The sequence below is a fragment of the Mycobacterium sp. UM_CSW genome (assembly GCF_000455205.1).
GTDB lineage: Bacteria > Actinomycetota > Actinomycetes > Mycobacteriales > Mycobacteriaceae > Mycobacterium.
On record NZ_AUWQ01000110.1, the window covers coordinates 1 to 21,057 of the forward strand.

At 69.2% G+C, this 21,057-nt stretch carries 17 protein-coding genes and 1 pseudogene; 5 read left to right on the forward strand and 13 right to left on the reverse strand.

Annotated elements, in window-relative coordinates; genetic code table 11:
* Positions 1 to 376: pseudogene (locus N415_RS32050) on the forward strand (TetR/AcrR family transcriptional regulator); the annotation flags it as partial.
* Positions 377 to 380: 4 nt separating this feature from the next.
* Here the strand turns inward: N415_RS32050 and N415_RS27195 are convergent.
* From N415_RS27195 to N415_RS27205, 3 genes are all read right to left on the reverse strand, one after another.
* Positions 381 to 1,850: an aldehyde dehydrogenase gene (locus N415_RS27195; protein WP_068188420.1), complete on the reverse strand. Its 1,470-nt coding sequence runs from the start codon at positions 1,848 to 1,850 to the stop codon at positions 381 to 383.
* Positions 1,851 to 1,944: 94 nt separating this feature from the next.
* Complete coding sequence (locus N415_RS27200) at positions 1,945 to 2,712, reverse strand: class I SAM-dependent methyltransferase (RefSeq protein WP_068188422.1); 768 nt, start codon at positions 2,710 to 2,712, stop codon at positions 1,945 to 1,947.
* Between the two features lie 25 nt (positions 2,713 to 2,737).
* On the reverse strand, positions 2,738 to 3,913 hold the full coding sequence (locus N415_RS27205) for a hypothetical protein (RefSeq protein WP_068188425.1): 1,176 nt from the start codon (positions 3,911 to 3,913) through the stop codon (positions 2,738 to 2,740).
* 339 nt (positions 3,914 to 4,252) lie between these two features.
* Here N415_RS27205 and N415_RS27210 point away from each other — a divergent pair, with 339 nt between their 5' ends.
* Positions 4,253 to 5,407 (forward strand): glycosyltransferase family 4 protein, encoded by a 1,155-nt coding sequence (locus N415_RS27210; protein ID WP_068188428.1) that lies wholly within the window; start codon positions 4,253 to 4,255, stop codon positions 5,405 to 5,407.
* On the opposite strand, the gene N415_RS27215 is transcribed toward N415_RS27210, so the two are convergent.
* Both N415_RS27215 and N415_RS27220 read right to left on the reverse strand, forming a co-directional pair.
* The gene (locus tag N415_RS27215; protein ID WP_068188434.1) at positions 5,391 to 7,076 is read right to left on the reverse strand and encodes a hypothetical protein; all 1,686 of its coding nucleotides are present in this window, start codon (positions 7,074 to 7,076) and stop codon (positions 5,391 to 5,393) included. The two genes, N415_RS27210 and N415_RS27215, sit on opposite strands and share 17 nt — an antisense overlap.
* Before the next feature lie 9 nt (positions 7,077 to 7,085).
* The gene (locus tag N415_RS27220; RefSeq protein ID WP_068188437.1) at positions 7,086 to 8,384 is read right to left on the reverse strand and encodes a DUF3068 domain-containing protein; all 1,299 of its coding nucleotides are present in this window, start codon (positions 8,382 to 8,384) and stop codon (positions 7,086 to 7,088) included.
* Positions 8,385 to 8,524: 140 nt separating this feature from the next.
* Here N415_RS27220 and N415_RS27225 point away from each other — a divergent pair, with 140 nt between their 5' ends.
* Positions 8,525 to 9,700: an acyltransferase gene (locus N415_RS27225; RefSeq protein ID WP_068188441.1), complete on the forward strand. Its 1,176-nt coding sequence runs from the start codon at positions 8,525 to 8,527 to the stop codon at positions 9,698 to 9,700.
* A 1-nt stretch (position 9,701) separates the two neighbouring features.
* On the opposite strand, the gene N415_RS27230 is transcribed toward N415_RS27225, so the two are convergent.
* The 8 genes from N415_RS27230 to N415_RS27265 form a co-directional block, all read right to left on the reverse strand.
* Positions 9,702 to 10,175, reverse strand: coding sequence for a YbjN domain-containing protein (locus N415_RS27230; RefSeq protein WP_068188444.1), 474 nt, complete (start codon positions 10,173 to 10,175; stop codon positions 9,702 to 9,704).
* A gap of 73 nt (positions 10,176 to 10,248) precedes the next feature.
* Positions 10,249 to 11,721, reverse strand: a complete 1,473-nt coding sequence (locus N415_RS27235; RefSeq protein WP_068188446.1) for an AMP-binding protein — start codon at positions 11,719 to 11,721, stop codon at positions 10,249 to 10,251.
* A complete protein-coding gene (locus N415_RS27240; RefSeq protein ID WP_068188448.1) occupies positions 11,718 to 12,698 on the reverse strand; it encodes a phosphotriesterase in 981 nt (326 codons plus the stop codon). The genes N415_RS27235 and N415_RS27240 overlap by 4 nt, the downstream gene beginning before the upstream one ends.
* A 767-nt stretch (positions 12,699 to 13,465) precedes the next feature.
* Complete coding sequence (locus tag N415_RS27245; protein WP_068188453.1) at positions 13,466 to 14,176, reverse strand: class I SAM-dependent methyltransferase; 711 nt, start codon at positions 14,174 to 14,176, stop codon at positions 13,466 to 13,468.
* Positions 14,177 to 14,188: 12 nt separating this feature from the next.
* Positions 14,189 to 15,439 (reverse strand): ATP-grasp domain-containing protein, encoded by a 1,251-nt coding sequence (locus tag N415_RS27250; RefSeq protein ID WP_068188456.1) that lies wholly within the window; start codon positions 15,437 to 15,439, stop codon positions 14,189 to 14,191.
* A 16-nt stretch (positions 15,440 to 15,455) separates the two neighbouring features.
* Positions 15,456 to 15,980 (reverse strand): MaoC/PaaZ C-terminal domain-containing protein, encoded by a 525-nt coding sequence (locus N415_RS27255; protein WP_068188459.1) that lies wholly within the window; start codon positions 15,978 to 15,980, stop codon positions 15,456 to 15,458.
* A gap of 15 nt (positions 15,981 to 15,995) precedes the next feature.
* Positions 15,996 to 16,901 carry a CoA ester lyase gene (locus N415_RS27260; RefSeq protein WP_081665554.1) on the reverse strand — a complete coding sequence of 302 codons (906 nt, stop codon included), beginning with the start codon at positions 16,899 to 16,901 and terminating at the stop codon, positions 15,996 to 15,998.
* The gene (locus tag N415_RS27265; RefSeq protein ID WP_068188478.1) at positions 16,898 to 18,148 is read right to left on the reverse strand and encodes an aminotransferase class I/II-fold pyridoxal phosphate-dependent enzyme; all 1,251 of its coding nucleotides are present in this window, start codon (positions 18,146 to 18,148) and stop codon (positions 16,898 to 16,900) included. The genes N415_RS27260 and N415_RS27265 overlap by 4 nt, the downstream gene beginning before the upstream one ends.
* 175 nt (positions 18,149 to 18,323) lie before the next feature.
* On the opposite strand from N415_RS27265, the gene N415_RS27270 reads away from it, so the two are divergent.
* Together N415_RS27270 and N415_RS27275 are read left to right on the forward strand one after the other, a co-directional pair.
* The gene (locus N415_RS27270; protein WP_068188465.1) at positions 18,324 to 19,211 is read left to right on the forward strand and encodes a hypothetical protein; all 888 of its coding nucleotides are present in this window, start codon (positions 18,324 to 18,326) and stop codon (positions 19,209 to 19,211) included.
* Positions 19,212 to 19,280: 69 nt separating this feature from the next.
* Positions 19,281 to 20,990: an acyl-CoA dehydrogenase family protein gene (locus N415_RS27275; RefSeq protein ID WP_068188466.1), complete on the forward strand. Its 1,710-nt coding sequence runs from the start codon at positions 19,281 to 19,283 to the stop codon at positions 20,988 to 20,990.
* Positions 20,991 to 21,057 lie beyond the last annotated feature (67 nt).

Below are 21,057 nucleotides of genomic sequence, written 5' to 3' on the forward strand. Positions count from 1 at the left end.
CGCCGACGATCCCGTCGCCGACATCGCGGACCGGGTGGTCTCGCTGCTCACCGGCCACGCCGACCTCGTCGACTACCTGTGTCGGTCCCTCGTCGACGCCACGCCGACGGGGACGCGTGTGTTCGACACCCTGGTCACGGTCGCCGGCGGGCACTGGGACCAGCTTCGAGAACAGGGGCTGACCAAGCCCGGGCTCGACCCGGTCTGGATGACGCTCAACCCTCTGGTTCTGGTGCTGGGCATGTTCCTTCTGCGCGCCCAACTGAACCGGCACCTGCCCGAAGCAATCACGAGCCGATCCCAGGTGCAGCGATGGCGCAACGCGACCCAGGCGATCATCGCTGACGGCCAATTGCTACGGCCCTCGGACGAGTAGTGCGCTAGCTGTCGACGGTGTAGCCCATCGGCATCAGCACGCTCTTCTGCTGGGTGAAGTGCTCGACGCCCTCCGGCCCGTTCTCGCGGCCGATGCCGGAGTTCTTGTAGCCGCCGAATGGGCAGCACGGATCGAAGGCATACCAGTTGATCGCGTAGGTGCCGGTGCGGATCTTCTCCGAAATCTCGATGCCCCGCGGCACGTTGGTGGTCCACACGCTGCCGGCCAGGCCGTACTCCGAGTCGTTGGCGATCTTGATCGCGTCCTCTTCGGTGTCGTAGGGGATGATGCACAAGACCGGTCCGAAGATCTCCTCCTGGGCGATCGTCATCTTGTTGTCGACGTCCGCGAAAACCGTTGGCTGCACAAAGAATCCGTTGTCCAGGCCCTCGGGGCGGCCGCCGCCGCACACCAGCCGGGCGCCCTCCTCGATGCCCTTGGCGATGTAGCCCTCGACCCGGGCGCGCTGCTTCTCCGAGATCAGCGACCCGATCTGGGCGCCCGGGTCCGACGGCGGGCCCACTGGCAGCGCCTGCACGAAAGTGCTTACCGCATCCACGATTTCGTCGTAGCGCGAGCGCGGCGCGAGGATGCGGGTCTGACCCACGCAGGCCTGCCCGGTGTTCATGATCCCGGAGAACACCATCATCGGCACCGCGGCGGCAAGGTCGACGTCCTCGAGGACGATGGCCGCCGATTTCCCGCCGAGCTCCAGCGTGCAAGGCTTGAGCATCTCCGCGGCGCGCCGGCCGATCTCCTTGCCGACGCCCGAGCTGCCGGTGAAGGTGAACAGGTCGACGTCTCGGTTGGAGGTCAGCGCCTGCCCGGTCTCGATGCCGCCGGGCACCACCGACAGCACGCCCTCGGGCAGGCCGGCGTCGGCGAAGACCTCCGCCAAAGCGTTTGCGGTCAAAGGTGTTTCGGCGGCGGGCTTGAGCACCACCGTGCAGCCGGCCAGCAGCGCCGGGCCGAGCTTGTTGACCGCCAGGAACAGCGGCACGTTCCACGCCACGATCGCGCCCACCACGCCGATGGGTTCGCGGTGCACGATCGTCTGGCCATAGGCGCCGTTGCGGATCTCGCGCCACTTGACCTGGTCGACGGCGGGACCGGCGAAGAATTGCATCGCGCCCATCGAGCCCATCCAGTGCATCGTCTCGACGGTCATCGGCGGCTGGCCCGTCTCGGCGGCGAGCAGCTTGGCGAACTGGTCCTTGCGCTCTTCGAGCAGCTGGTTCGCCTTGGCGATGACGGCCGCGCGCTCCTTCGGGGGCGTCGTCGGCCAGGGACCGTTGTCGAAGGCGGCACGGGCCGCGGCGACCGCCGCGTCGACGTCGGCCGCCGCCGCGAGCGGCACCTTCCCGACGTACTCACCGGTGGCCGGACAGTGCACCTCGATGACTTCCGAGGTCGACGGCTCCGTCCACTTGCCGCCGATGAAAAGTTTGTCGTATTCGGTCTTCACGTCAGGCATGTTCCGCCGCTCCTCCTCATCGCTCCGCTCTGCATCGTCGCAGCGGGCATGGCGCCACCCTACCCAAGCCGACGCAAAACGAGAACATGTTTCATTAGTGGGGTTGGAGCACTAGCACGAGATTGCTGACCAGGAACTCGCGCAGCACCGGCACCGACGTCAGTCGCCAGGCCCATCGCGGGTGGTAGCGCGGAAATGCGGCCACCGCGGCGCCGGTGCTGGCGGCCCAGCTCAGGCCGTCGGCCGCCGACACCGCGAACAACGACGACCCGTAGTTGTTCTTGGCCGGATGACCGTGTTTGCGGGCGTACCGCGCGGCGGCACGCGCGCCGCCGAGGTAGTGCCACAGGCCCGTCTCGTGGCCGCCGAACGGCCCCAGCCACACCGTGTACGACAGCACGGCCAGCCCGCCGGGCTTGGTCACCCGCAGCATCTCGGCGCCCAGCTGCCAGGGCCGCGGCACGTGTTCGGCGACGTTGGAGGACAGGCAGATGTCGACCGAAGCGTCGGCGAAGGGCAGCGCCATGCCCGAGGCGCGGACGAAGTCGCCCGGCCCGGGTGCCAAAGCCGGCCCGGCCGCGTGCATCTCGCGCGGGTCGGGTTCGACGCCGATGTAGCGGACACCGGCGTCGGCGAACGCCGCCGCGAAATATCCCGGGCCGCCGCCGACGTCGAGCAGCGTGCGGCCGACCGGGAGCTCGCCATGGATGCCGCGCCAGAGGTCGGTGACCATGCCCGCGGTGTCGGCCGCCAAAGCACGATAGAACCGGGCCGGGTCGGACCGCTCGTGGCGAAACTCGGCCAGCAAGCGCAGCGAGCGGGACAGGGTTGCCCGCCGCGCAAAGAGGTCGGTGACGGCCACCGGCCAACCCTACGGCCGGGGTCGGCTAGACCTGCTGGTCGTGCCGTTGCAGATACGGGGCCAAGCCGAATTTCTCGACGAGCAGCAGGAAATCCCCGCCCGAGACGGAAAACTCGGGGGGTTCATTCACGCGCTGCCGCACGTCGCGCGGCCACGAAAACCGCATGTCCAGGCCCCCGATGGTGTCGCGACAGCCGATGGTCAGCGGCGGCGCGCCGGGGACGCCGAGGACGAGGACGGGCGTCGTGGACAGCGAGGAGGCCATGCCCCGCTCGAACATTCGGCCCACTATCTGGTCGGGCGATCCGAACCCGAGACCGCCGTATCGGAATTGGTAAGTTTCCGGCGTCGCGGTCACCTGCGCCATCTGCACGGACGCGTGCAGCGCGTTGGTGTTCGGGTCGACCACCCGGATCGCGTCGGCGTCCACGTCGATGGCCAGGCGAGGGTGGTTGGCCGAGTTCAGGAGTTGTTGTTTTCGCCGGACCGCGAACGCCCCCATCTGCTGGATCGCCAGGGGGCTGGGGAAGAGCAGGCAACGAACCGGTCCCGCCGCTGAGCTCGCACCCGCCTGAGCGGCCTGGTGCCCGGAGAGGGCGAGGATCTCACCGAAGTCCGAGGCCGACACCCAGGCGTCGACGTCCAGCGGCAGGCCGTAGCCGGCGTCGGGCGCTTCGAGCCGCGTTCCGGCGGCGACGCGGTAATCCCGCCCGCCGAGGATGAAACGCCGTCCCCCGCAGTGCAGATGCAGCGTCGTGCCCATCGTCATGCCGCCCGATATCCCCCACACGCCCAGTTGCGCACCGGCGAACGGATAGACGTCGCCCGGCCGCTTGCTGACCGTCAGGGCATCGCGCGTGACGTCGATGAAGATCTTTCCGTGGCCCGACCGTTGCGACCACCAGTACCAGCCGCCGACGCCGCCGATGAGCAGGGCCACAAAGCCGTAACGGACGACCACGTCCATGAGCCGCGCGAGGTCGCGGGACCCGCCCGGCCCCTGCATGGCCCACGCCTGCGCGCCCATGTACAGGCCGCCGAGGACGGCGCAGAACGCGATGATCCCGACCACCATGATCAGGTAGGAACGGACGGGATTGCTTTGCCACGCGGGCGTCGTGATGGAGGCCATCTTCGAGCCCCAGAATGGGGGATTGGCCACAAACCTGCGTGACGCAGCCGACTCATCGCTGATGCTCATGTGGAAACGATCCCACCAGTGGACCCGACTGGAAAGCGGCAATTTTGCTGGGGGCCGGTCTCGCGCAGCGGCTTCCGACTACTGGCGTCACATCCGCCGCGCTGGGCGGCATCCAACGTGCCCGCCTCATAGCGACTGTGCGACCGCCGGGCCTCCTCCCCGGTTGTCGCTGTGAGGCGGGCACAACGGGTGCCCCGCCGGCAGAGGCCAGGGTGGCGGATGTGACCGGAATCGGTACCACGGCCGGCTACCGCAAGCCGCCCGCGAGGCTCGATTGCCCGCCTCCTCCTCGCGCCGCTGTCGGAGGCGCGCATCGTCACACCGCTAGGCTGGCCGTTAATGTCTGCTCTTCGTTCGGTCCTGTTGCTGTGCTGGCGCGACACCGGGCACCCGCAGGGCGGCGGCAGCGAAGCTTATTTGCAGCGCATCGGCGCGCAGCTGGCCGCGTCCGGGATCGCCGTCACGCTGCGCACCGCCCGCTATCCCGGAGCGCCGCGCCGCGAAGTGGTCGACGGGGTGCGCATCGACCGGGCCGGCGGCCGCTACTCGGTGTACGTGTGGGCGCTGCTGGCGATGGCCGCGGCGCGCATCGGTCTCGGCCCGCTGCGGCGCGTGCGGCCCGACGCGGTCGTCGACACGCAGAACGGCCTGCCCTTCCTCGCTCGGCTGGTGTACGGCCGTCGGGTGGTGGTGCTGGTGCACCACTGCCACCGCGAGCAGTGGCCGGTGGCCGGTCCGGTGCTCGGCCGGATCGGCTGGTTTGTCGAGTCGACGCTGTCGCCGCGGCTGAACCGGCGCAATCAGTACGTGACGGTGTCGCTGCCGTCGGCCCGCGACCTCGTCGCGCTCGGCGTGAACAACGAGCAGATCGCGGTGGTGCGCAACGGCCTCGACGAGGCCCCGGCGCAAACGCTGTCCGGCCCGCGCTCGGCCGCACCGAGGGTGGTCGTGCTGTCGCGGCTGGTGCCGCACAAGCGGATCGAAGACGCGCTCGAAGCGGTCGCGGCGCTGCGGCCCCGCATACCGGGCCTGCACCTCGACATCGTCGGCGACGGCTGGTGGCGGCGGCGGCTGGTCGACCACGTCCGGCGCCTCGGCATGTCCGATGCGGTGACGTTCCACGGCCATGTCGATGACGTGACCAAACACCATGTCCTGCAAAGCTCTTGGGTGCACGTGCTGCCGTCGCGCAAGGAGGGGTGGGGCCTGGCGGTCGTCGAGGCGGCGCAGCACGCGGTGCCCACCGTCGGCTACCGCTCCTCGGGCGGGCTGTCGGACTCGATCGTCGACGGGGTGACCGGAATCCTGGTCGACGGCCACGACGAGCTGGTGGACCGCCTGGAACGGCTGCTCTGCGACCCCGTGCTGCGCGACCAACTCGGCGCCAAGGCGCAGGCGCGCAGCGGCGAGTTCTCCTGGACACAAAGTGCCGACGCGATCGCCGGCGTGCTGCAAGCCGTTCAGGCCGGCGAGTACGTCAGCGGCGTCGTCTGAACCAGCAGAGCGCCGCGCCCACCGCCCCGACGGAAAGCATCGCCAGCCACGCCAGGTGTGCGACCAGCGTCGCGGTCCGCCGCCCGGCCGGAACCCCGGCGGTGTGGCCGCCGATCCGATACAGGGCGAACTTGTCGTCGCGGTAGACCGGCGTGAGCGCGTCCAGCGTGCGCGGCGCGGCGCCCATGTCACCGGCGCTGTCCGATTCGACGACCAGCCACCCGATGCCCGCCGGCGCCAACGCGGCCGGGTCGGGCCCGGAAAGCAGCAGATCCTGCACGGCCCGGGCGCGATCGCCCTCCCCGTGAATGACGACCCCCGAGATGGCCAGGTCGCCGGTGCTCAGCACGTCGGCGCGCAGCCAGCGGGGCAGCGGATCGAGCACCGGCGCCGGCCCGGACCACGAAAAGCGCCGCATGGTGCCCGCGGGCAGCACCGCCACCGTCGCGGGATCGCGGTTGATCGCCGCCGCCACCGCGGCCCACCCCGGCGGGTAGCGCACCGGCGCGACGCGGCCCCACGCGCCCCAGGCCAGGTCCGGCAGCGCCAGGATCAGCGCCAGGCAGCAGACCAGCGCCGCCACCGACGGCCGCAACCACCGGCGCAGCGTCATTACGGCGCCCGCGCCCGCCAGCGCGTATCCCGGCACCGCCAGCGCCACAAACTTCTGCCCGTCGCGCAGCACCCCGAACGCGGGTGCGGCGTCCACCAGCACCCGCAAGGCGTGCAGACCCGGGCCCGTCGCCAACACGGCCGGCGCCAGCACGGACACCGCCGCCAGCGCCAGCAACGGCACCACCGAGCGCCGACGCGCCACCACCGGTAACCCGGCCGCCACCACCGCCAGCAGCACCACGGCGGACGACAGCGCGAAAAGCGTTGTCCGCGAGGCCGGTACGGCCTCGCCGTTCCAGATGCCGCCGAGGCTGGCCAGGCTGCCCAGCGTGCCCAGGCCGGGTTCGGCCCGCGGCGCGAACGCGTTGACCCCGAGCGCGTTCGCCGCGGTGTGCGCCTTCAACGACGAGCCGAGCGCGGCCGCCGTCAGCCAGGGCGCCGCCGCCACCAGCGCGGCGCCGGAGGCCCCCGCAGCGCACAGCCAGCGCGGGTGCCCCGCCCCGGGGCACGCCACGCAGACCAGCGCCACCACCGCGGCCAGCAACAGGCCCGTCGGCGTCAGCCCGGCCAGCGCCACCCAGAACACCAGGCCGAACCAGGCAGACCAGCCGCCAGCCGCCCGCAGCCGAAGCATCGTCGCCGCCACCCACGGCAGGCAGCCGTACGCGGCCAGCAGGCTCCAGTGGCCCTGCAGAAGGCGTTCGGCGACATAGGGATTCCAGATCGCCAGCGTGCTGGCGACGAACTCGCCCGGCGCCCCCGCCTCGGGCAGCGCGGTCGCGACCAGCCGCGCCGCGCCCCACCCTGCCAGCCACAGGCCCGCCACCAGCAGCGCTTTGACCACGACGCCGCCATCGACCAGATGCGAGGCCAGCGCCACCGCGAAATCCTGTGGCGTCGCCCGCGGCGCCGCCGTCAAGCCCAGGGCGGTGTCGGAAATGTAGGACCGGGGCGTCGACACCGCGTCGCGCAACAGCAGGTATCCCGGCGCCAGGATCGGCGCGGCCACCAGGAGCGCCGGCAACAGCGCATACCCCGGCCGGGTCCAGCGCACGTCGGGGAACTAGGCCCGTTCGGGGGGACCCGGTGACTCCGGCGGTCCCGCGTCCGGGGGCCCCGGCTCGGGCGGCTCGTCCGAGGCCGGCGTCGGTGCGTCCGCCGCGGGCGGGCCCGGATTCTCGGCGGGGCGCTGGGTGGGCAGCTTCTCGGTCTCGGCTTCGGCGCCGGGCACGGGCTCTTCCGGACCGCCGCGGCCGAACACTTCCTCGTCGGACCGGTCCAGGCCGGGGTCGGTCAGCGCGCTCTCGGTCCGCAGGCTGAAGGAGGCGAGCACTCCGCCGCCGATCAGCGCGATCAGGCCGACCGCGGTGAACGTGATGGGCAGCACCCGCGACCACAGCGCCAGCCGGTCCCGCTCGTCGCGCGCGGCGTTGACCTGGCCTTCGATGGTGTCCTCGTTCGAGGTGACCTTGTAATCGGCCAGCGTCAGCTCCGGCTTGAGCGGGTCACGCGCGAAGTAGTGGTTGGCGCGCTCGGTCTGCTTGACGATGGTCCCGGACACCGGGTCCACCCAGAAGGTCCGCTGCGCCGCGTAGAAGCGGGTCATGGTGATCTGCTCGTTGGGATCGCCGCCCTGGACGCCCCACATCGACGCCGGGGCGGTGAACTTGGAGTCCGTCGTCTGGTCGGCGTACAGCGTCGGGTAGGCCACCGGAGCCACCAGTTTGCCCTCGGCGTTGTAGCCGACGTTCTGCGTGAACTTGTAGGTGGTCAGCCCGTTGACGTCTTCCTGGCTGTCGTAGTTGACGTCGAACGGCTTCTGCGCGATCGGATCGAAATAGGGATACGTCTTCTTCTCGGTGTGGAACGGGAACCGGTAGGACAGCCCCTCGTGGCGGAGCGGCATCGCGGTGGGCGGGCTCTCGTCGTTGACGGTGCGCGGCTTCTGCACGGAGCCGCCGGGGTGGGTGTCGTCGGAGACGGCCAGCGCGGTCCTGCGGTTGAGGGTGACCGTGTCGATGATGGCCAGCAACAGGCCGCTGTCCTTCTGCTTGTCGGTGCGCCGGACCGAGGTGCCGACCTGCAGGGTGACGACGTCGGCGTTGGCGGGGGATTCGACGCTGACCTGCTGCTGGGACACCAGCGGCACGTTCTGGTTGACGACGAGGTGGTCTGTGGACAGCGACGCTGAGTCGAGCGCGGTTCCGTTGCCGTCGCTGATCAACGTGGCGTCGATGTTCAGCGGGATCTTGGCGATCCTGCTGCTGGTGTATGTCGACAGCAGCAGCGCGGCGATCAGCAGGGCAGCCCCGAGTCCGATGATCGCGCATGCGGCGTAACGCAACATGACTGCGCGGTTCATGCGCGCTGCTCCTCCTAGTGGATCATCGTGGTCCGAGCTGGTCCCCGGTCAGCGTGGCAAACCCGTTCGACCCTAACAGCAGAATTTAAGGCCCCGGCTTACGTACCCGATTCGTCGGGCGACAACCGACGGGCACACTTGTGTGCGTGACGGACGACCAACAGCTGGGCGGAGTCCGCAGCTTCCTTCCCGCCGTGGAGGGGATGCGCGCGTGCGCCGCCATGGGTGTCGTCGTCACCCACGTCGCCTTCCAGACGGGGCACTCCAGCGGCGCCGCCGGCCGGCTGTTCGGCCGCTTCGACCTCGCCGTGGCGGTGTTCTTCGCGTTGTCCGGATTCTTGTTGTGGCGCGCGCACGCGGCGGCGGCGCGGGGTTTGGGGCCGCGGCCACGCACCGGCCACTACTTGCGTTCGCGGGCGGTCCGCATCATGCCGGCCTATCTGGTGGCGGTCGTGGTGATCCTGACCCTGCTGCCCGACGCGGATCACGCCAGCCCGACGGTGTGGCTGGCCAACCTGACCCTCACCCAGATCTATGTGCCGCTCACGCTGACCGGTGGCCTGACGCAGATGTGGAGCCTCTCCGTCGAGGTCAGCTTCTACCTGGCGCTGCCCGTCGTGGCGTTGCTGGCCCGCCGCCTCCCGGTCGGCGCGCGGGTGCCGGCGATAGCCGCGCTGGCGGCCCTGAGCTGGGCGTGGGGCTGGGTGCCGGTATTTTTTGGCCACTCCGATCCTGGCACCAATCCGCTGAACTGGCCGCCGGCCTTCTTCTCCTGGTTCGCCGCGGGCATGCTGCTGGCGGAATGGGTGCACAGCGGAATCGGTTTGCCGCACCGGTTCGCGCGGCACCGGATCGTGATGGCCGTCGTCGCGCTGCTGGCCTACCTGCTGGCGGCCTCGCCGCTGGCCGGACCCGAGGGCCTGGTGCCCGGCACCGCCGCGCAGTTCGCGGTGAAGACGGCGGCCGGCTCCGTGGTGGCGTTCGCGTTGGTGGCGCCGTTGGTGCTGGACCGGGTCGACACGCCGCACCGGCTGCTGGGCAGCACCGCCATGGTGACGTTGGGCCGCTGGTCCTACGGCCTGTTCATCTGGCACCTGGCCGCGCTGGCGATGGTGTTCCCGGTGCTCGGGACTTTCCCGTTCACCGGCCGGATGCCCTCGGTGCTGGCGTTGACGCTGATCTTCGGTTGGGCGATCGCCGCCGTCAGCTACGGGCTGGTCGAATCCCCGTGCCGGGAAGCGCTGCGCCGCTGGGAAAAACGCCACGAGCCGACTCCCGAGGTCACCGACGCCGAGGCCGACGCGATCGCGCCGTGACTCAGCGATCCATCCACTGTTCCAGCGCGTCGGCGGACGGCAGGCAGATGGCCCGCTCGATCTTCTCGAACAGGTCGGTCCCGTACTCGACGGTGGATCGGACGAAGTTGCCCAGCGCCTCGAGGTGGATGCCGTCCGTCAGCAGGTAAGCGTTCTCGGCGACAATGGCCAGCCGGGCCGGCTGCGCGGTCTCGCGCACAAACGCCTTGGGCCAGTGGGTGTCACGATTCCAGTCGTTCACCAGTTCCATCAGGCGCGGGCGTTCGGTCGCCAGGTAATACACGGCTGGGCTGATCGAGATCTCCAAAACGTCGCGGCGCAGACCGTTGATCCGCAGGTTCACGTGCAGCTTGCCGCGCTCGTGGCTGGACAGCAGCAGCATGAATTCTTCGCCGTCACTGCTGCGGAAAAACCGCAGCTGACGCGATCGCAGATAACGTTCGATCAGCTCCGTGCTCAACGGCTCGATCTGCATTAGCCCCTCTCCCGGACAACGGTCATCGACGGACCCATGGTGGGGCGCAGCGCTTGGAAGATTCTTGGAGCCGTCAGGCCGGCTCGGCGGCGTGCAGGCGCGCGATGATCTCGGCGCGCACCGCCGACCGGCGCGCCTTGCCGGCGTCGTCGCGCAGGGGAGCGCCGACGAACTCGACCGCATCGGGCACCTTGTACGACGAGATGAGTTCGCGCAGAAAGCCTTTCACGCCATCGGCGTCCAGCGCGGACCCGTCGGCCGCATGCACCAGGGCGTACGGCACCTGGCCCAGATCGTCGTGCGGCACGCCGACGACGAGGCAGGACAGCACCTCCGGGTGGGCCGACAGCGCGTTCTCGATCTCAGCGGGGTAGACGTTGCGGCCCCCGACGGTGAACATGTCGACCCGGCGGTCCGACAGGTACAGGAACCCGTCGTCGTCGAAGTAGCCGAGATCGCCCAGCGAGTCCCAGCCGTCCCGGGACTTCGGCGTGACGCCGACGTAGCGGTAGGTCGGCGCGCTGCCCGGGGCGGGACGCATGTAGATCTCGCCGACGACGCCGGGCGGGCACGGGTTGCCGTCGTCGTCGAGCACCTTCATCTCCCCGGCGACCACGACGCCGACCGAGCCGCGATGCGTCAGCCACTGCTCGCCGCTGATGAACGTGAGCGCCTGTAATTCGGTGCCGCCGTAGAGTTCCCAGACGACTTCCGGGCCCAGCAGGTCGATCCAGGCCTGCTTGACGGCCGGTGGGCACGGCGCCCCCATGTGCCAGAACCGCCGCAGCGACGACAGGTCGTAGGCGCCCGGGTCGGCGTGGTAGACCGGCAGCGCCCGCTGCATGATCGTCGGCACCGTGGTCAGGAACGTGACCCGATGGTCGCTGATCAGCCGCAGGAATCCTTGCGGCTCGAAGCGGCTCATCAGCACCAGGTGATGGCGCATCAGCAAGGCGATCGTCGCCGTGGTGAAGCCGGTGTTGTGGGACAACGGGATCGGCACCAGGGTGGTGTCGCCCTCCTGCGCGCCGAGCGGGTAGCCGACCGCGGCCGGAATCCGGCTGTCCCCGCCGGACTCGATGAGCTTGGGCCGCCCGGTGCTGCCGCCCGAGCCCATCGCCTTCCACACCGGCGAAACCGCCTCCGGCAGCTCGGCGTCGGACAGCGCTGGGTCGGGGACGAAACCGGCTGGTACGCTGGGTATTTCGCTGCTATCGCGGCCCACCAGCAGCGCGGGCGGCCGCAACTCGAGCAGGCCCTGCAGCTCGGCGTCCGGTAGCCGCGCCGAGAGCGGTTGCGGCACCGCGCCCAGCTTCCAGCAGGCCACCGCGGCCTGGATCCACTCGATCGAGTTGGGCAGCACCATGGTCACGTAGTCACCGACGCCGACGCCGCGCTCGGCGTACGCGCGGGCCAACCGGTTGGTCGAGGCGTCGAGTTCGCCGCGGGTGATCGTCCGTCCGTCGCAGGTGACCGCGGGCTCGTCGGGAGCCAACCGGGCGGCCTGCGAAATCTGCGTGCCGATCGGCGGGACCGGCTGGGTCACGAGTAGGCGCCCTGCCGCTCGAAGATGCGGCGCGGGTTGTCCACCAGCATGGTGTGCAGCTGTTCGTCGGTGACGCCGCGCTCCTTGAGCGCGGGGATCACGTCGTCGTGGATGTGCAGGTAATGCCAATTGGGCGCGGCCACCGGCAGCAGCTCCTCGGGCAGCGCGTCGAAGTAGCAGTTGGCGTCGTGCGACAACACCATCTTGTCGGCGTGGCCGCGCTCGCACATCCGCGCCACCGTGTTCACCCGGTCCTCGAACGGCAGGTACACGTCGATGCCGAACCGGTCCATCCCGATGTAGGAGCCGTTGCCGATCAGTTCCTCCAGGTAGTCGAGGTCGGTGCTGTCGCCGGAATGGCCGATCACCACCCGGCTCAGGTCGACGCCCTCCTCGGCGAAGATGCGCTGCTGCTCCAGCCCGCGCCGCGTCCCCGCGTGCGTGTGGGTGGAGATCGGCACACCGGTGCGCTTGTGCGCCTGGGCGACCGCGCGCAGTACCCGGTCGACGCCGGGGGTCACGCCGGGCTCGTCGGTGGCGCATTTGAGGATGCCGGCCTTGATGCCGGTGTCGGCGATGCCCTCCTCGATGTCGCGGACGAACATGTCGGTCATGATCTCCGGGCCGTCCAGTTGCGTGCCCGGCCCCAGGTAGTGGAACCGGAACGGCACGTCGTTGTAGGTGTAAAGACCGGTCGCCACAACGATATTCAGCTCGGTGGCCGCCGCGACGCGTGCGATGCGCGGGATGTAGCGGCCCAGCCCGATCACCGTGAGGTCGACGATGGTGTCCACCCCGCGCGACTTCAGCTCGTTGAGCCGGTTGACCGCATCGGCCACCCGCTGGTCCTCGTCGCCCCAGGCTTCGGGGTAGTTCAGGGCGATCTCGGTGGTCATGATGAACACGTGCTCGTGCATGAGCGTCACGCCGAGGTCGGCGGTATCGATGGCGCCGCGAGCGGTATTGAGTTCTGGCACGCGTCTGACTCTAGGTCGATCCGGCGGTAAAACGACAGGGGTTCGTTGACCTCCGACCGTCGCCCACGTAGGCCTGCTCGGCGGGCAGGCGGTCCATCTTTTCGGAAGTTCGTGCTGCGCGAGGGCGGCCCGTAGTAACTTCCGCGTCATGCCGGCCTCGGTGTCGATCAGGGTTGAGCAGCCGTCGACCGCGACAGCTGCGTCCGTCTACGACGTCCTCATGGACGTCGACCGATGGTCGGACTTCATGCCAGGCGTAGGGGCGGCGTCGTGGGAAGTGCGGGGAGCGCCCGACACCGGAGTGGGAGGTGTCAGGCGGATGCGGCTTGTGACCGGCGTGACACGCGACCGGATTGTCGCCGGAACGAGGCCACATCATCATTCTTACGTCGCAGCGTTTCCGTGGTATGTGCCGCTGAAGGACTACCGAGGAGATATCCGTGTTGAGGACCGGCCGAATGGGTGCGTCATCGTATGGACAGTGTCATGTACGCCTCGAATCCCGGGCCTGAGGAACCTGAATCAGTCGCTCGAACGAAGCTATGCGCGACTAGCGGCGGCACTGGCACTAGAAGCCGAGCAGCGGGCACCTCGACGTGAAGACCCTTATTGAGGTCGGCACGCGCCTCATGCTCATGGTCAGCGAGCCGGAACGGCTGCCGAATACTTGATGTTTGTCGAATCGGTATACCTACCAGTGATACGGCTTACGCCCGCCGCGCTGATGACGGTTAGGTGCTCAGGCCCTTAACCACCAATCGCATCGGTCAAGCCCGCGCGCGCACCGCCTGGAGCCATTCCGTCGACTCCGGCGCCCTGTCGAGCAACCGCAAGCCGGCGTTGCCGAATTCGCGGCGGATGTCCCCGGCCGTCAGCACCTCCAGGTGAAAGCACTGCCGCATGTCCGATCCGCCGATCATCAACGCGTATTCGCCCTCGACCAGCCGGTCGAGATCGCGGTGGATCGTCACGCGTGCCGTCGCCTTGCCGATCTTCTTGCTTTCCGTCCAGCCCGCGGGCCGGGCGGCCCAGAAGGCCGGCGGTTTCCACTGAATGATCGCCCGGCCCGTCGGTTTGAGATGGTATGCGACGGTCGCCAGCACCGCCCGTCGAAGATCGGCGCCCCGGTAGTGAATCAGGTTGGTGGGCAACAGGACCGCGTCGAACCTCTCCGTCAGCCGCAGCTCTTCGATGCGGGCGCGGATCGTCCGCGCGTGCCGGACCTCGGCGAGCATCCGTTCGGAGTCGTCGACGGCGGTGACCCGGTGGCCGAGCCTCGCCAGCGGGTCGGCGATCCGCCCGGTGCCCGCGCCGAGTTCCAGCACCGAGCTGCGCGGCGCGAGGACGGCGTCGATCTGCTCGGGCTCGCCCGTCGGGGGCATCCGGCGGTAGAGCTCGATCAGGCTGCCGTCACCCGTCCGTTCCGAGTCGGTGTCGGCGTGGCAATGACAAAACGACAGAGAATGACAAAACGACATGGTCGGTCCTTTCTAGGCCAGCTCGTAGAAATCCACGCCATCGAGGTAGCGCACGGTCCAGAGGTCGCGGGCAACCACTTCGCCGACCTCGTGCAGCAACGTGATCCAGATCGGATAGGTCAGGTCGTTGGTGGTGAGCGGCAGGTGCTCGCCCGGATTCACCCGCACCCGCATGTCGTAAAAGCTGTCCAGCCCCTTGATGGCCTCCAGCCCTCGATAGGAGACCAGCCTGCCGCTGCGGGGGGCGACCATCGTGGTCCGCGCGACGTGCTGGCCAAGGCGGTACGGCCCCCCACAGTGGCGGGCGAACCGATCGGGTCGCGCGTAGGCGTCCACCGTCCAGTCAACCTGTGATCGCCCGGTGGCCAGGCGTGCGGCATCCGGCAGGCCGCCGCCCGCAATCCGCGCTCCCACCTCCACCAGGCAAGGCCCGTCGGCCGTCATCTTGATCTCGGGGTGGGCCGGGCCGTGCCGGATGCCGAGGGCGTCGAGCACCTCGAAGGCGTAGGCGACCAGCTCGTCCTGCAGATCGCCGATCGCCGGCAGCAGCCGCCAGCCCATCAGCAGGTCGGGAATGCCGTTGGCCTCGATGCGGTACGTCTCCCAGATGTCGCACACGTGGTGTGCGCCATCGCGACTGACGGTGTTGACGATGTACTCCGCGCCCACCAGGCACTCTTGGGCCACCACACCGTCATTCGGATGCGCCAGCACGTTGTCGCGGCCGTCGAGGCGCCGGAAGGCCCGCACGGAGTCCTCCGGGGTGCGGCACCAGGCGACGCCGTCGTTGCCGGCGCTGCGCAGTGGCTTGACGACGACCGTGCCGCCAATGCCCTTGTGCCAGTTGCGGAGCTGGTCCTCGTCCGCCACCAGGATCTGGCGCGCGCCCCGCAAGCCTTGCTCCTTGATCCGCTCGATCATCAGATACTTGTCGCGTCGCGCGGCGCTCAGTGCGGTCCCGTTGGTGGGCGCGCCCGTGATCGGGTGCAGCGCCTCGCTCAGCGCGTCGGCCAGCTCGACGCCGGGTTCGGTGCCGGCGACGACCGCGACGGGATGGTAGGGCGACAGCCTGGCCAGCGTCTCGGACAGGTCGCCGCGGTGCACGATGTCGACGTCGTAGGGGTACCGATCCGGTTGACCGCGCAGCGCGACCGGCACCTCGGGGGTGCTTTGCACACGCAGCGGGGTGAACCCCAGGCTTCGGAAGCCTTGCGCCAGTTCGGTTCCCATGGTGGCGTAGCTATCGACCAGAACGACGTGCATGTCGGTGCCTCCTCATTTAATACGCGGCGCTGTCTTCGAGATCGTGCCCGCGGGTCGGCAGCAAAAACGCCCGCTCGCAGGTCAGAAACACCGTGCCGTCGGACTTGACCCCGCGGGTGGCGCACCTGACGACGCCTTGGTGGGGGCGCGATTCCGAGGGGCGCTTGTCGAGATATTCGGTCTCGGCGTAGATGGTGTCGCCGACGAAGACCGGGGCGACGAGGCGGATGTTGTCCCACCCCAGGTTGGCGAGGCCCTTGGCGCTGGTGCTGGGCACGCTCATCCCCGAGACGATCGACAACGTGACCAGGCTGGACACCAAAGGCCTTTTCCACTCGGTGTTTTCGCAGTACGCGTTGTCGATGTGCAGCGGGTGTAAGTTGTGCGACAGCAACGACATCCACACGTTGTCGGCCTCGGTGAGCGTGCGGCCCGGGCGATGCTCGACGGTCGCGCCGACCTCGATGTCCTCGAACAGCAGGCCCGGTGACTCGCGCCAGCGCCGATCACCGATCTTTTTGTAGGTACGAATCTCGTCCATTGCCAACCCCATCCGCTAGCAGCGGACCCGACGGGCCGCCACGGCAACCCGCGTGCTGTTCCGTGCGTCGAGCGCCTCCGCCCGCCGCAGCAGGCGGTGGGCCGCGGCCACCATCGGCGGGCCGACCATCTGCCCGTCGAGGATCCCGATCTGCCCGGCCTGTTCGTCCGCCCTGCCGATGACGCGACGGGCCCGCTCCACCTCGGTGGGCAGTGGCGTGAACCCGTCGTTGATCACCGCCACCTGCCGGGGGTGGACCGCGGCCTTGCCGCCGAAGCCGAGCTCGCGCGATCGGTTCACGTCCACCTTGAGCGCGAGCTCGTTGCCGAGGTCGAAGGTCGGTGCGTCGATCGCCGGAATGCCGGCCACGGCGGCACCGGCCACGATGCGAGAACGCGCGTAGGCCAACGGCTCCCAGTCCATCGAGATGCCGAGGTCGGCCGCGAAGTCCGCGGCGCCGAAGACCAGCGCCCGCACCCGCGGGCTTGCGGTGGCGATCTCCTCGACGGCGGCCAGGCCGGCCGCCGTTTCGATGGTCACCAGGAAATCGATGTCCGCGCCCGCGTCACCCAGCATGTCCTCGAGGATCAGCAGATCGTGCGCGCAGTTGACCTTCGGGACCAGCAGCGCGTCGGGCACCAGGGCGCCGTACGCGAGAGCGAGAACGTCGCGCAGGCCGTCGGCGGTGCGCAGGCTGTTGATCCGCAGCGCGCGGACGCATCCGGTCGACGGCCCCTTGAGCAGTCGAGCGGCCAGGCCGCGGGCCAGTTCGCGCCGCGCGGGCGGCACCGCGTCTTCGAGATCCAGCGTGCACACGTCGGCGCCCGAGCGCAGCGCCGTGGGGTACTGGCGTGGATTGATCGCGCTCGTCATCAGCATGGTGCGAAACACGCAGGGCTGGACCGTTTTTCGCTCGCTCATGCCGGAACACCAACCAGGTCCGGCGCCACCAGCTCGCCGACCGTCGCGCACAGACGGCGGATGTCGTCGGCCTCGTTGTCGGCACGCAGCATGATCCGCAGCCCCGCCTCGCCCCGCGGGGTGACGGGGAAGAAGACCGCCGAGGCGTAGAACCCGCGATCGAGGAGTTGGCGGGACAGGCCGATCGCCTTGTCGTCCTCGCCCGTCTGGATCAGCCGGATCGGGGTGTCGAGGCCGGCCTGCGGGGTGGCGATGAGGCTGTCGAAAAGGGCGGCGTTGGCGCGCAATTGTCGTTGGCGCCGGGCCAGCTCGGGTGAATTGTGCACCCGCAGCGAACCCAGGCAGGCGCCGATGGTCGGCGCGTTCGCCGGCTTGGACCACGCCAGCGGGCCGCCGAATCGCATCAGGATGTCGTGGTGTTTCTCGGGGCCCAGCATGATGACCCCGCCGCTGGCGCCGTAGGCCTTGCCCAGCGAGGCGACGATGATGGTCAGCGGGTTGAGCTCGTCGGGCATCAGGGACCGCACGATCCCTTCGCCGCGTTCGCCGTACATCGACAGCGAGTGGGCCTCGTCGAAGAACAGGAACAGGCCGTAGCGGTCCTGCAACTCGAGCAGCTCCTTGACCGGCGCGACACCGCCCAGCGAGTAGGCGCCGTCGGCGACGTAGGCGACCCGCTTGTGCCTTTTGCACATGTCCTCGAGGTAGTTGAGGTCGTTGTGCGGGCTGGTGTAGACGGGCGCTTCGTCGGCGCAGATGGGCTTGATGTAGTTGAGCGAGAAGTGGCTGAACTTGTCGAACACCATCACGCGGGGCTCCCCGTCGTCGGTCAGGTGTCCCGAGGAGATCAGCGGCAGCACGGCGGAGCTGGCCACCGCCGTGGAGATGGCCGAAACGCAGCGGGCGCGCCACAACTGCGAGAGCCCGGCCTCGAGCTCGTCGATGATGGAGAACCGGATGCGCAGCCGCGAGGCGGACAGCGCGAACGTCTGCTCCGAGTCGATCGCCGCGCGGGCGCCTTCCAAAACCCATGGGTGGGAATGCAATCCGAGGTAGGAGCAGGAGATCATGTTGATGAAGCGGTGACCGTCGCTTTGGCGCTCCAGCAGGTCGCCGCCGACGTAGCGGACGCTGTTGTCCAGCAGCCCGTTGTCGGCCGCCGCCTGCCACGCCGGGTTGCCGACCTCGACGGCCTTGGCGTTGTTGCGGAATCGGTGGATCTGGGATTGCTCGTCCAGCTTGTTCATGCGTTGCACGGTAGAAAGATCCGCGCGCCCGGTCCTCCACCGATCGGATCGGCGACGTGATGAAAGCTCGTTCCCCCGATCGGGGGACACGGGATTGGCCGGAGGGCCGACAGACATTGCCGCGTCCCGTCGGCACTGTTGTTGCCATGCTCTTGATGGCCGACGGGACGCGCTGATGCCGTGGCTTGCCCTGATCACCGGCAACGGCCTGCACGCGGTGATCACCGCCCTGTTGGGGTTGTCCATGATCAATGTGGCGGACAGCCTGCTGATCCTGGCGATCGCGGCGGCCGGGTCGGCCGTGCTCGGAGCCCTTGCCGCCCGCCGGAACCCGGCGGCGCGGGTCCCCGCCGCCCGGAGTTTCGCCTGGCTGAACCTGTGGACCGCGGTAACGTTCGTCTCCTTCTTCCTGGGGCTGGTGGTCTACAGCGCGGTGGTGGTCTTCACGCTGGGCGCCTCGTTCGCTCCCCTGGCGGTCACGGCCTGGTCGGCCCGGCAAGCCCGTCGCGGCCACGCCCCCACCCGCCCCGGCCGCGCCCAATGGCTGGCGGTCTGCCTGTTGGCCGCGCTGGGCGCCGCGCTGGTGGTCGTGCTGGCGGGGTCGGATTCCCGCGGCATGGTGGCGTTGCTGGTCGCGGCCGCCCTAGGCGTCATCGACGGCGCCGCCGCCGGCGGGGTGGCCATCGTGTCCCGCGGTCTGGGCGCCGCCGGGGTCGGTGTCTGGCAGGTGATGGCCCACCGCTATTACGCGACGCTGGTGGTGGCCGCGGCGGCGCTGCTCACGCTGGTCCCCGGCGGGTTGCTCGCGGCGCCGTCGCTGCCGTTGGGTGTCTCGATTGCGGCCGCCTTCGCGTCGCTGGTGGTGCCATTCTTCTTGATTCAGTACGCAATTCAGCAGTTGGCGCCGGTCTTGGTCACCGGGGCGCTGGCGTTGATCCCGGCCATCGCGCTGTTCGTCGAGATGGCGGCCGGTCGAGCCGTCAGCTGGCCCGCGGTGCTGCTCGGGTTGCTCATCGTGCCGGCCAGCCTGGCGATATTCACCACCCGGCAGCAACCGGCATGAGCTTCCTCGATTCGGTACCGATGGCGTACCGTCACCCTCGTCTTGCTCGCAACCCCCGGGAGTAATGCCATGTTGCTCAATCCCAACCACCTGCAACGCCGCTACCCGGACCGCCGCTCGGGGGAGATCATGGCCGCGACGGTGGACTTCTTCGAGTCCCGCGGCAAGGCGCGGCTGAAGTCCGACGACCACAACCGCGTCTGGTACTCCGACTTTCTGGACCATATCGGGCGGGAGCGCATCTTCGCCTCGCTGCTGACGCCGTCGGAGTACGGCGCGGAAGACTGTCGGTGGGACACCTACCGGATCAGCGAATTCGCCGAGATCGTGGGCTTTTACGGGCTGAGCTACTGGTACCCGTTCCAGGTCACAGCGCTGGGCCTGGGCCCGATCTGGATGAGCGACAACGAGGACGCCAAGCGCAAGGCCGCCGCGCAGTTGGAGGCCGGCGAGGTCTTCGCGTTCGGGTTGTCCGAGCAGACCCACGGCGCCGACGTCTACCAGACCGACATGGTCCTGACGCCATCCGAGCACGGCTGGGTCGCCAACGGCGAGAAGTACTACATCGGCAACGCCAACGTGGCGCGCATGGTCTCCACCTTCGGCAAGATCGCCGGCTCTTCCGGCGGGGCAGACGAGTACGTGTTCTTCGCCGCCGACTCGCAGCACGACCGGTACGAGCTCATCAAGAACGTGGTGAACTCGCAGAACTTCGTCGCCAACTACGCGCTGCGCGACTACCCCGTCACCGAGGCCGACCTGTTGCACCGCGGCCCCGGCGCCTTCCACGCCGCGCTCAACACCGTCAACGTCTGCAAGTACAACCTGGGCTGGGGTGCGATCGGCATGTGCACCCATGCCATGTACGAGGCGGTCACCCATGCGTCCAACCGGGTCCTGTACGGCACCGTCGTCACCGACTTTTCCCACGTGCGGCGGCTGCTCACCGACACCTACTTGCGGCTCATCGCGATGAAACTGGTCGCCACCCGCGCCTGCGATTACATGCGCAGCGCGTCGGCGGCCGACCGTCGCTACCTGCTCTACAGCCCGCTCACCAAGGCGAAGATCACCAGCGAGGGCGAGCGCGTCATCACCGCCATGTGGGACGTCATCGCCGCCAAAGGCGTTGAGAAGGACACCTTTTTCGAGGCCGTCACCCGCGAGATCGGCCTGCTGCCGCGCCTGGAGGGCACGGTCCACATCAACATCGGGCTGTTCGCGAAGTTCATGCCCAACTTCCTGTTCGCCCCGAGCGCGGAGTTGCCCGTGATATCGCGGCGCGACGAGGCCGCCGACGACGCGTTCCTGTTCGCCCAGGGGCCGACGGGGGGCCTGGGCAAGGTGCGGTTTCACGACTGGCGCACGCCGTTCGACGCGTTCCGGCACCTGCCCAACGTCGCGCTGCTGCGCGAGCAGGTCGACGTGCTCGCCGAGATGCTGGCCAGCGCCACACCGGATGCCTTGCAGCAGAAGGACATTGACTTCGCCTTCGGGGTGGGTCAACTGTTCGCCACGGTGCCCTACGCGCAGCTCATCCTCGAGGAGGCCCCGCTGTCCGGAGTCGACGAGGCCGTGATCGACGAGATCTTCGCCGTGCTGGTGCGCGACTTCAACGGCTACGCCGTAGAACTCGGCGACAAGCCGGCAACCACGGACGCGCAGGCCCGCTTCGCGATGCGGATGATCCGCCGTCCGGCGCACGACCCAGCGCGCTACGACCAGATCTGGAAGGAACACGTCCTGCCGCTCAGCGGCGCGTACCAGATGCGCCCGTAGGTGACGCCGTCCCGAGCCGAGCGCCCGGCCAGCCGGGCGTCGCGATTCGACTGCCCGTCTAGCCGGG

Bases quoted from the DNA above. Each gene is read 5' to 3' on its own strand.
- N415_RS27260 (WP_081665554.1), bottom strand. From the start codon at position 16,901: ATGAGCGAGCGAAAAACGGTCCAGCCCTGCGTGTTTCGCACCATGCTG.
- N415_RS27245 (WP_068188453.1), bottom strand. From the start codon at position 14,176: ATGTCGTTTTGTCATTCTCTGTCGTTTTGTCATTGCCACGCCGACACC.
- N415_RS27265 (WP_068188478.1), bottom strand. From the start codon at position 18,148: ATGAACAAGCTGGACGAGCAATCCCAGATCCACCGATTCCGCAACAAC.
- N415_RS27230 (WP_068188444.1), bottom strand. From the start codon at position 10,175: ATGCAGATCGAGCCGTTGAGCACGGAGCTGATCGAACGTTATCTGCGA.
- N415_RS27270 (WP_068188465.1), top strand. From the start codon at position 18,324: ATGCCGTGGCTTGCCCTGATCACCGGCAACGGCCTGCACGCGGTGATC.
- N415_RS27255 (WP_068188459.1), bottom strand. From the start codon at position 15,980: ATGGACGAGATTCGTACCTACAAAAAGATCGGTGATCGGCGCTGGCGC.
- N415_RS27195 (WP_068188420.1), bottom strand. From the start codon at position 1,850: ATGCCTGACGTGAAGACCGAATACGACAAACTTTTCATCGGCGGCAAG.
- N415_RS27210 (WP_068188428.1), top strand. From the start codon at position 4,253: ATGTCTGCTCTTCGTTCGGTCCTGTTGCTGTGCTGGCGCGACACCGGG.
- N415_RS27205 (WP_068188425.1), bottom strand. From the start codon at position 3,913: ATGAGCATCAGCGATGAGTCGGCTGCGTCACGCAGGTTTGTGGCCAAT.
- N415_RS27275 (WP_068188466.1), top strand. From the start codon at position 19,281: ATGTTGCTCAATCCCAACCACCTGCAACGCCGCTACCCGGACCGCCGC.
- N415_RS27250 (WP_068188456.1), bottom strand. From the start codon at position 15,439: ATGCACGTCGTTCTGGTCGATAGCTACGCCACCATGGGAACCGAACTG.
- N415_RS27220 (WP_068188437.1), bottom strand. From the start codon at position 8,384: ATGAACCGCGCAGTCATGTTGCGTTACGCCGCATGCGCGATCATCGGA.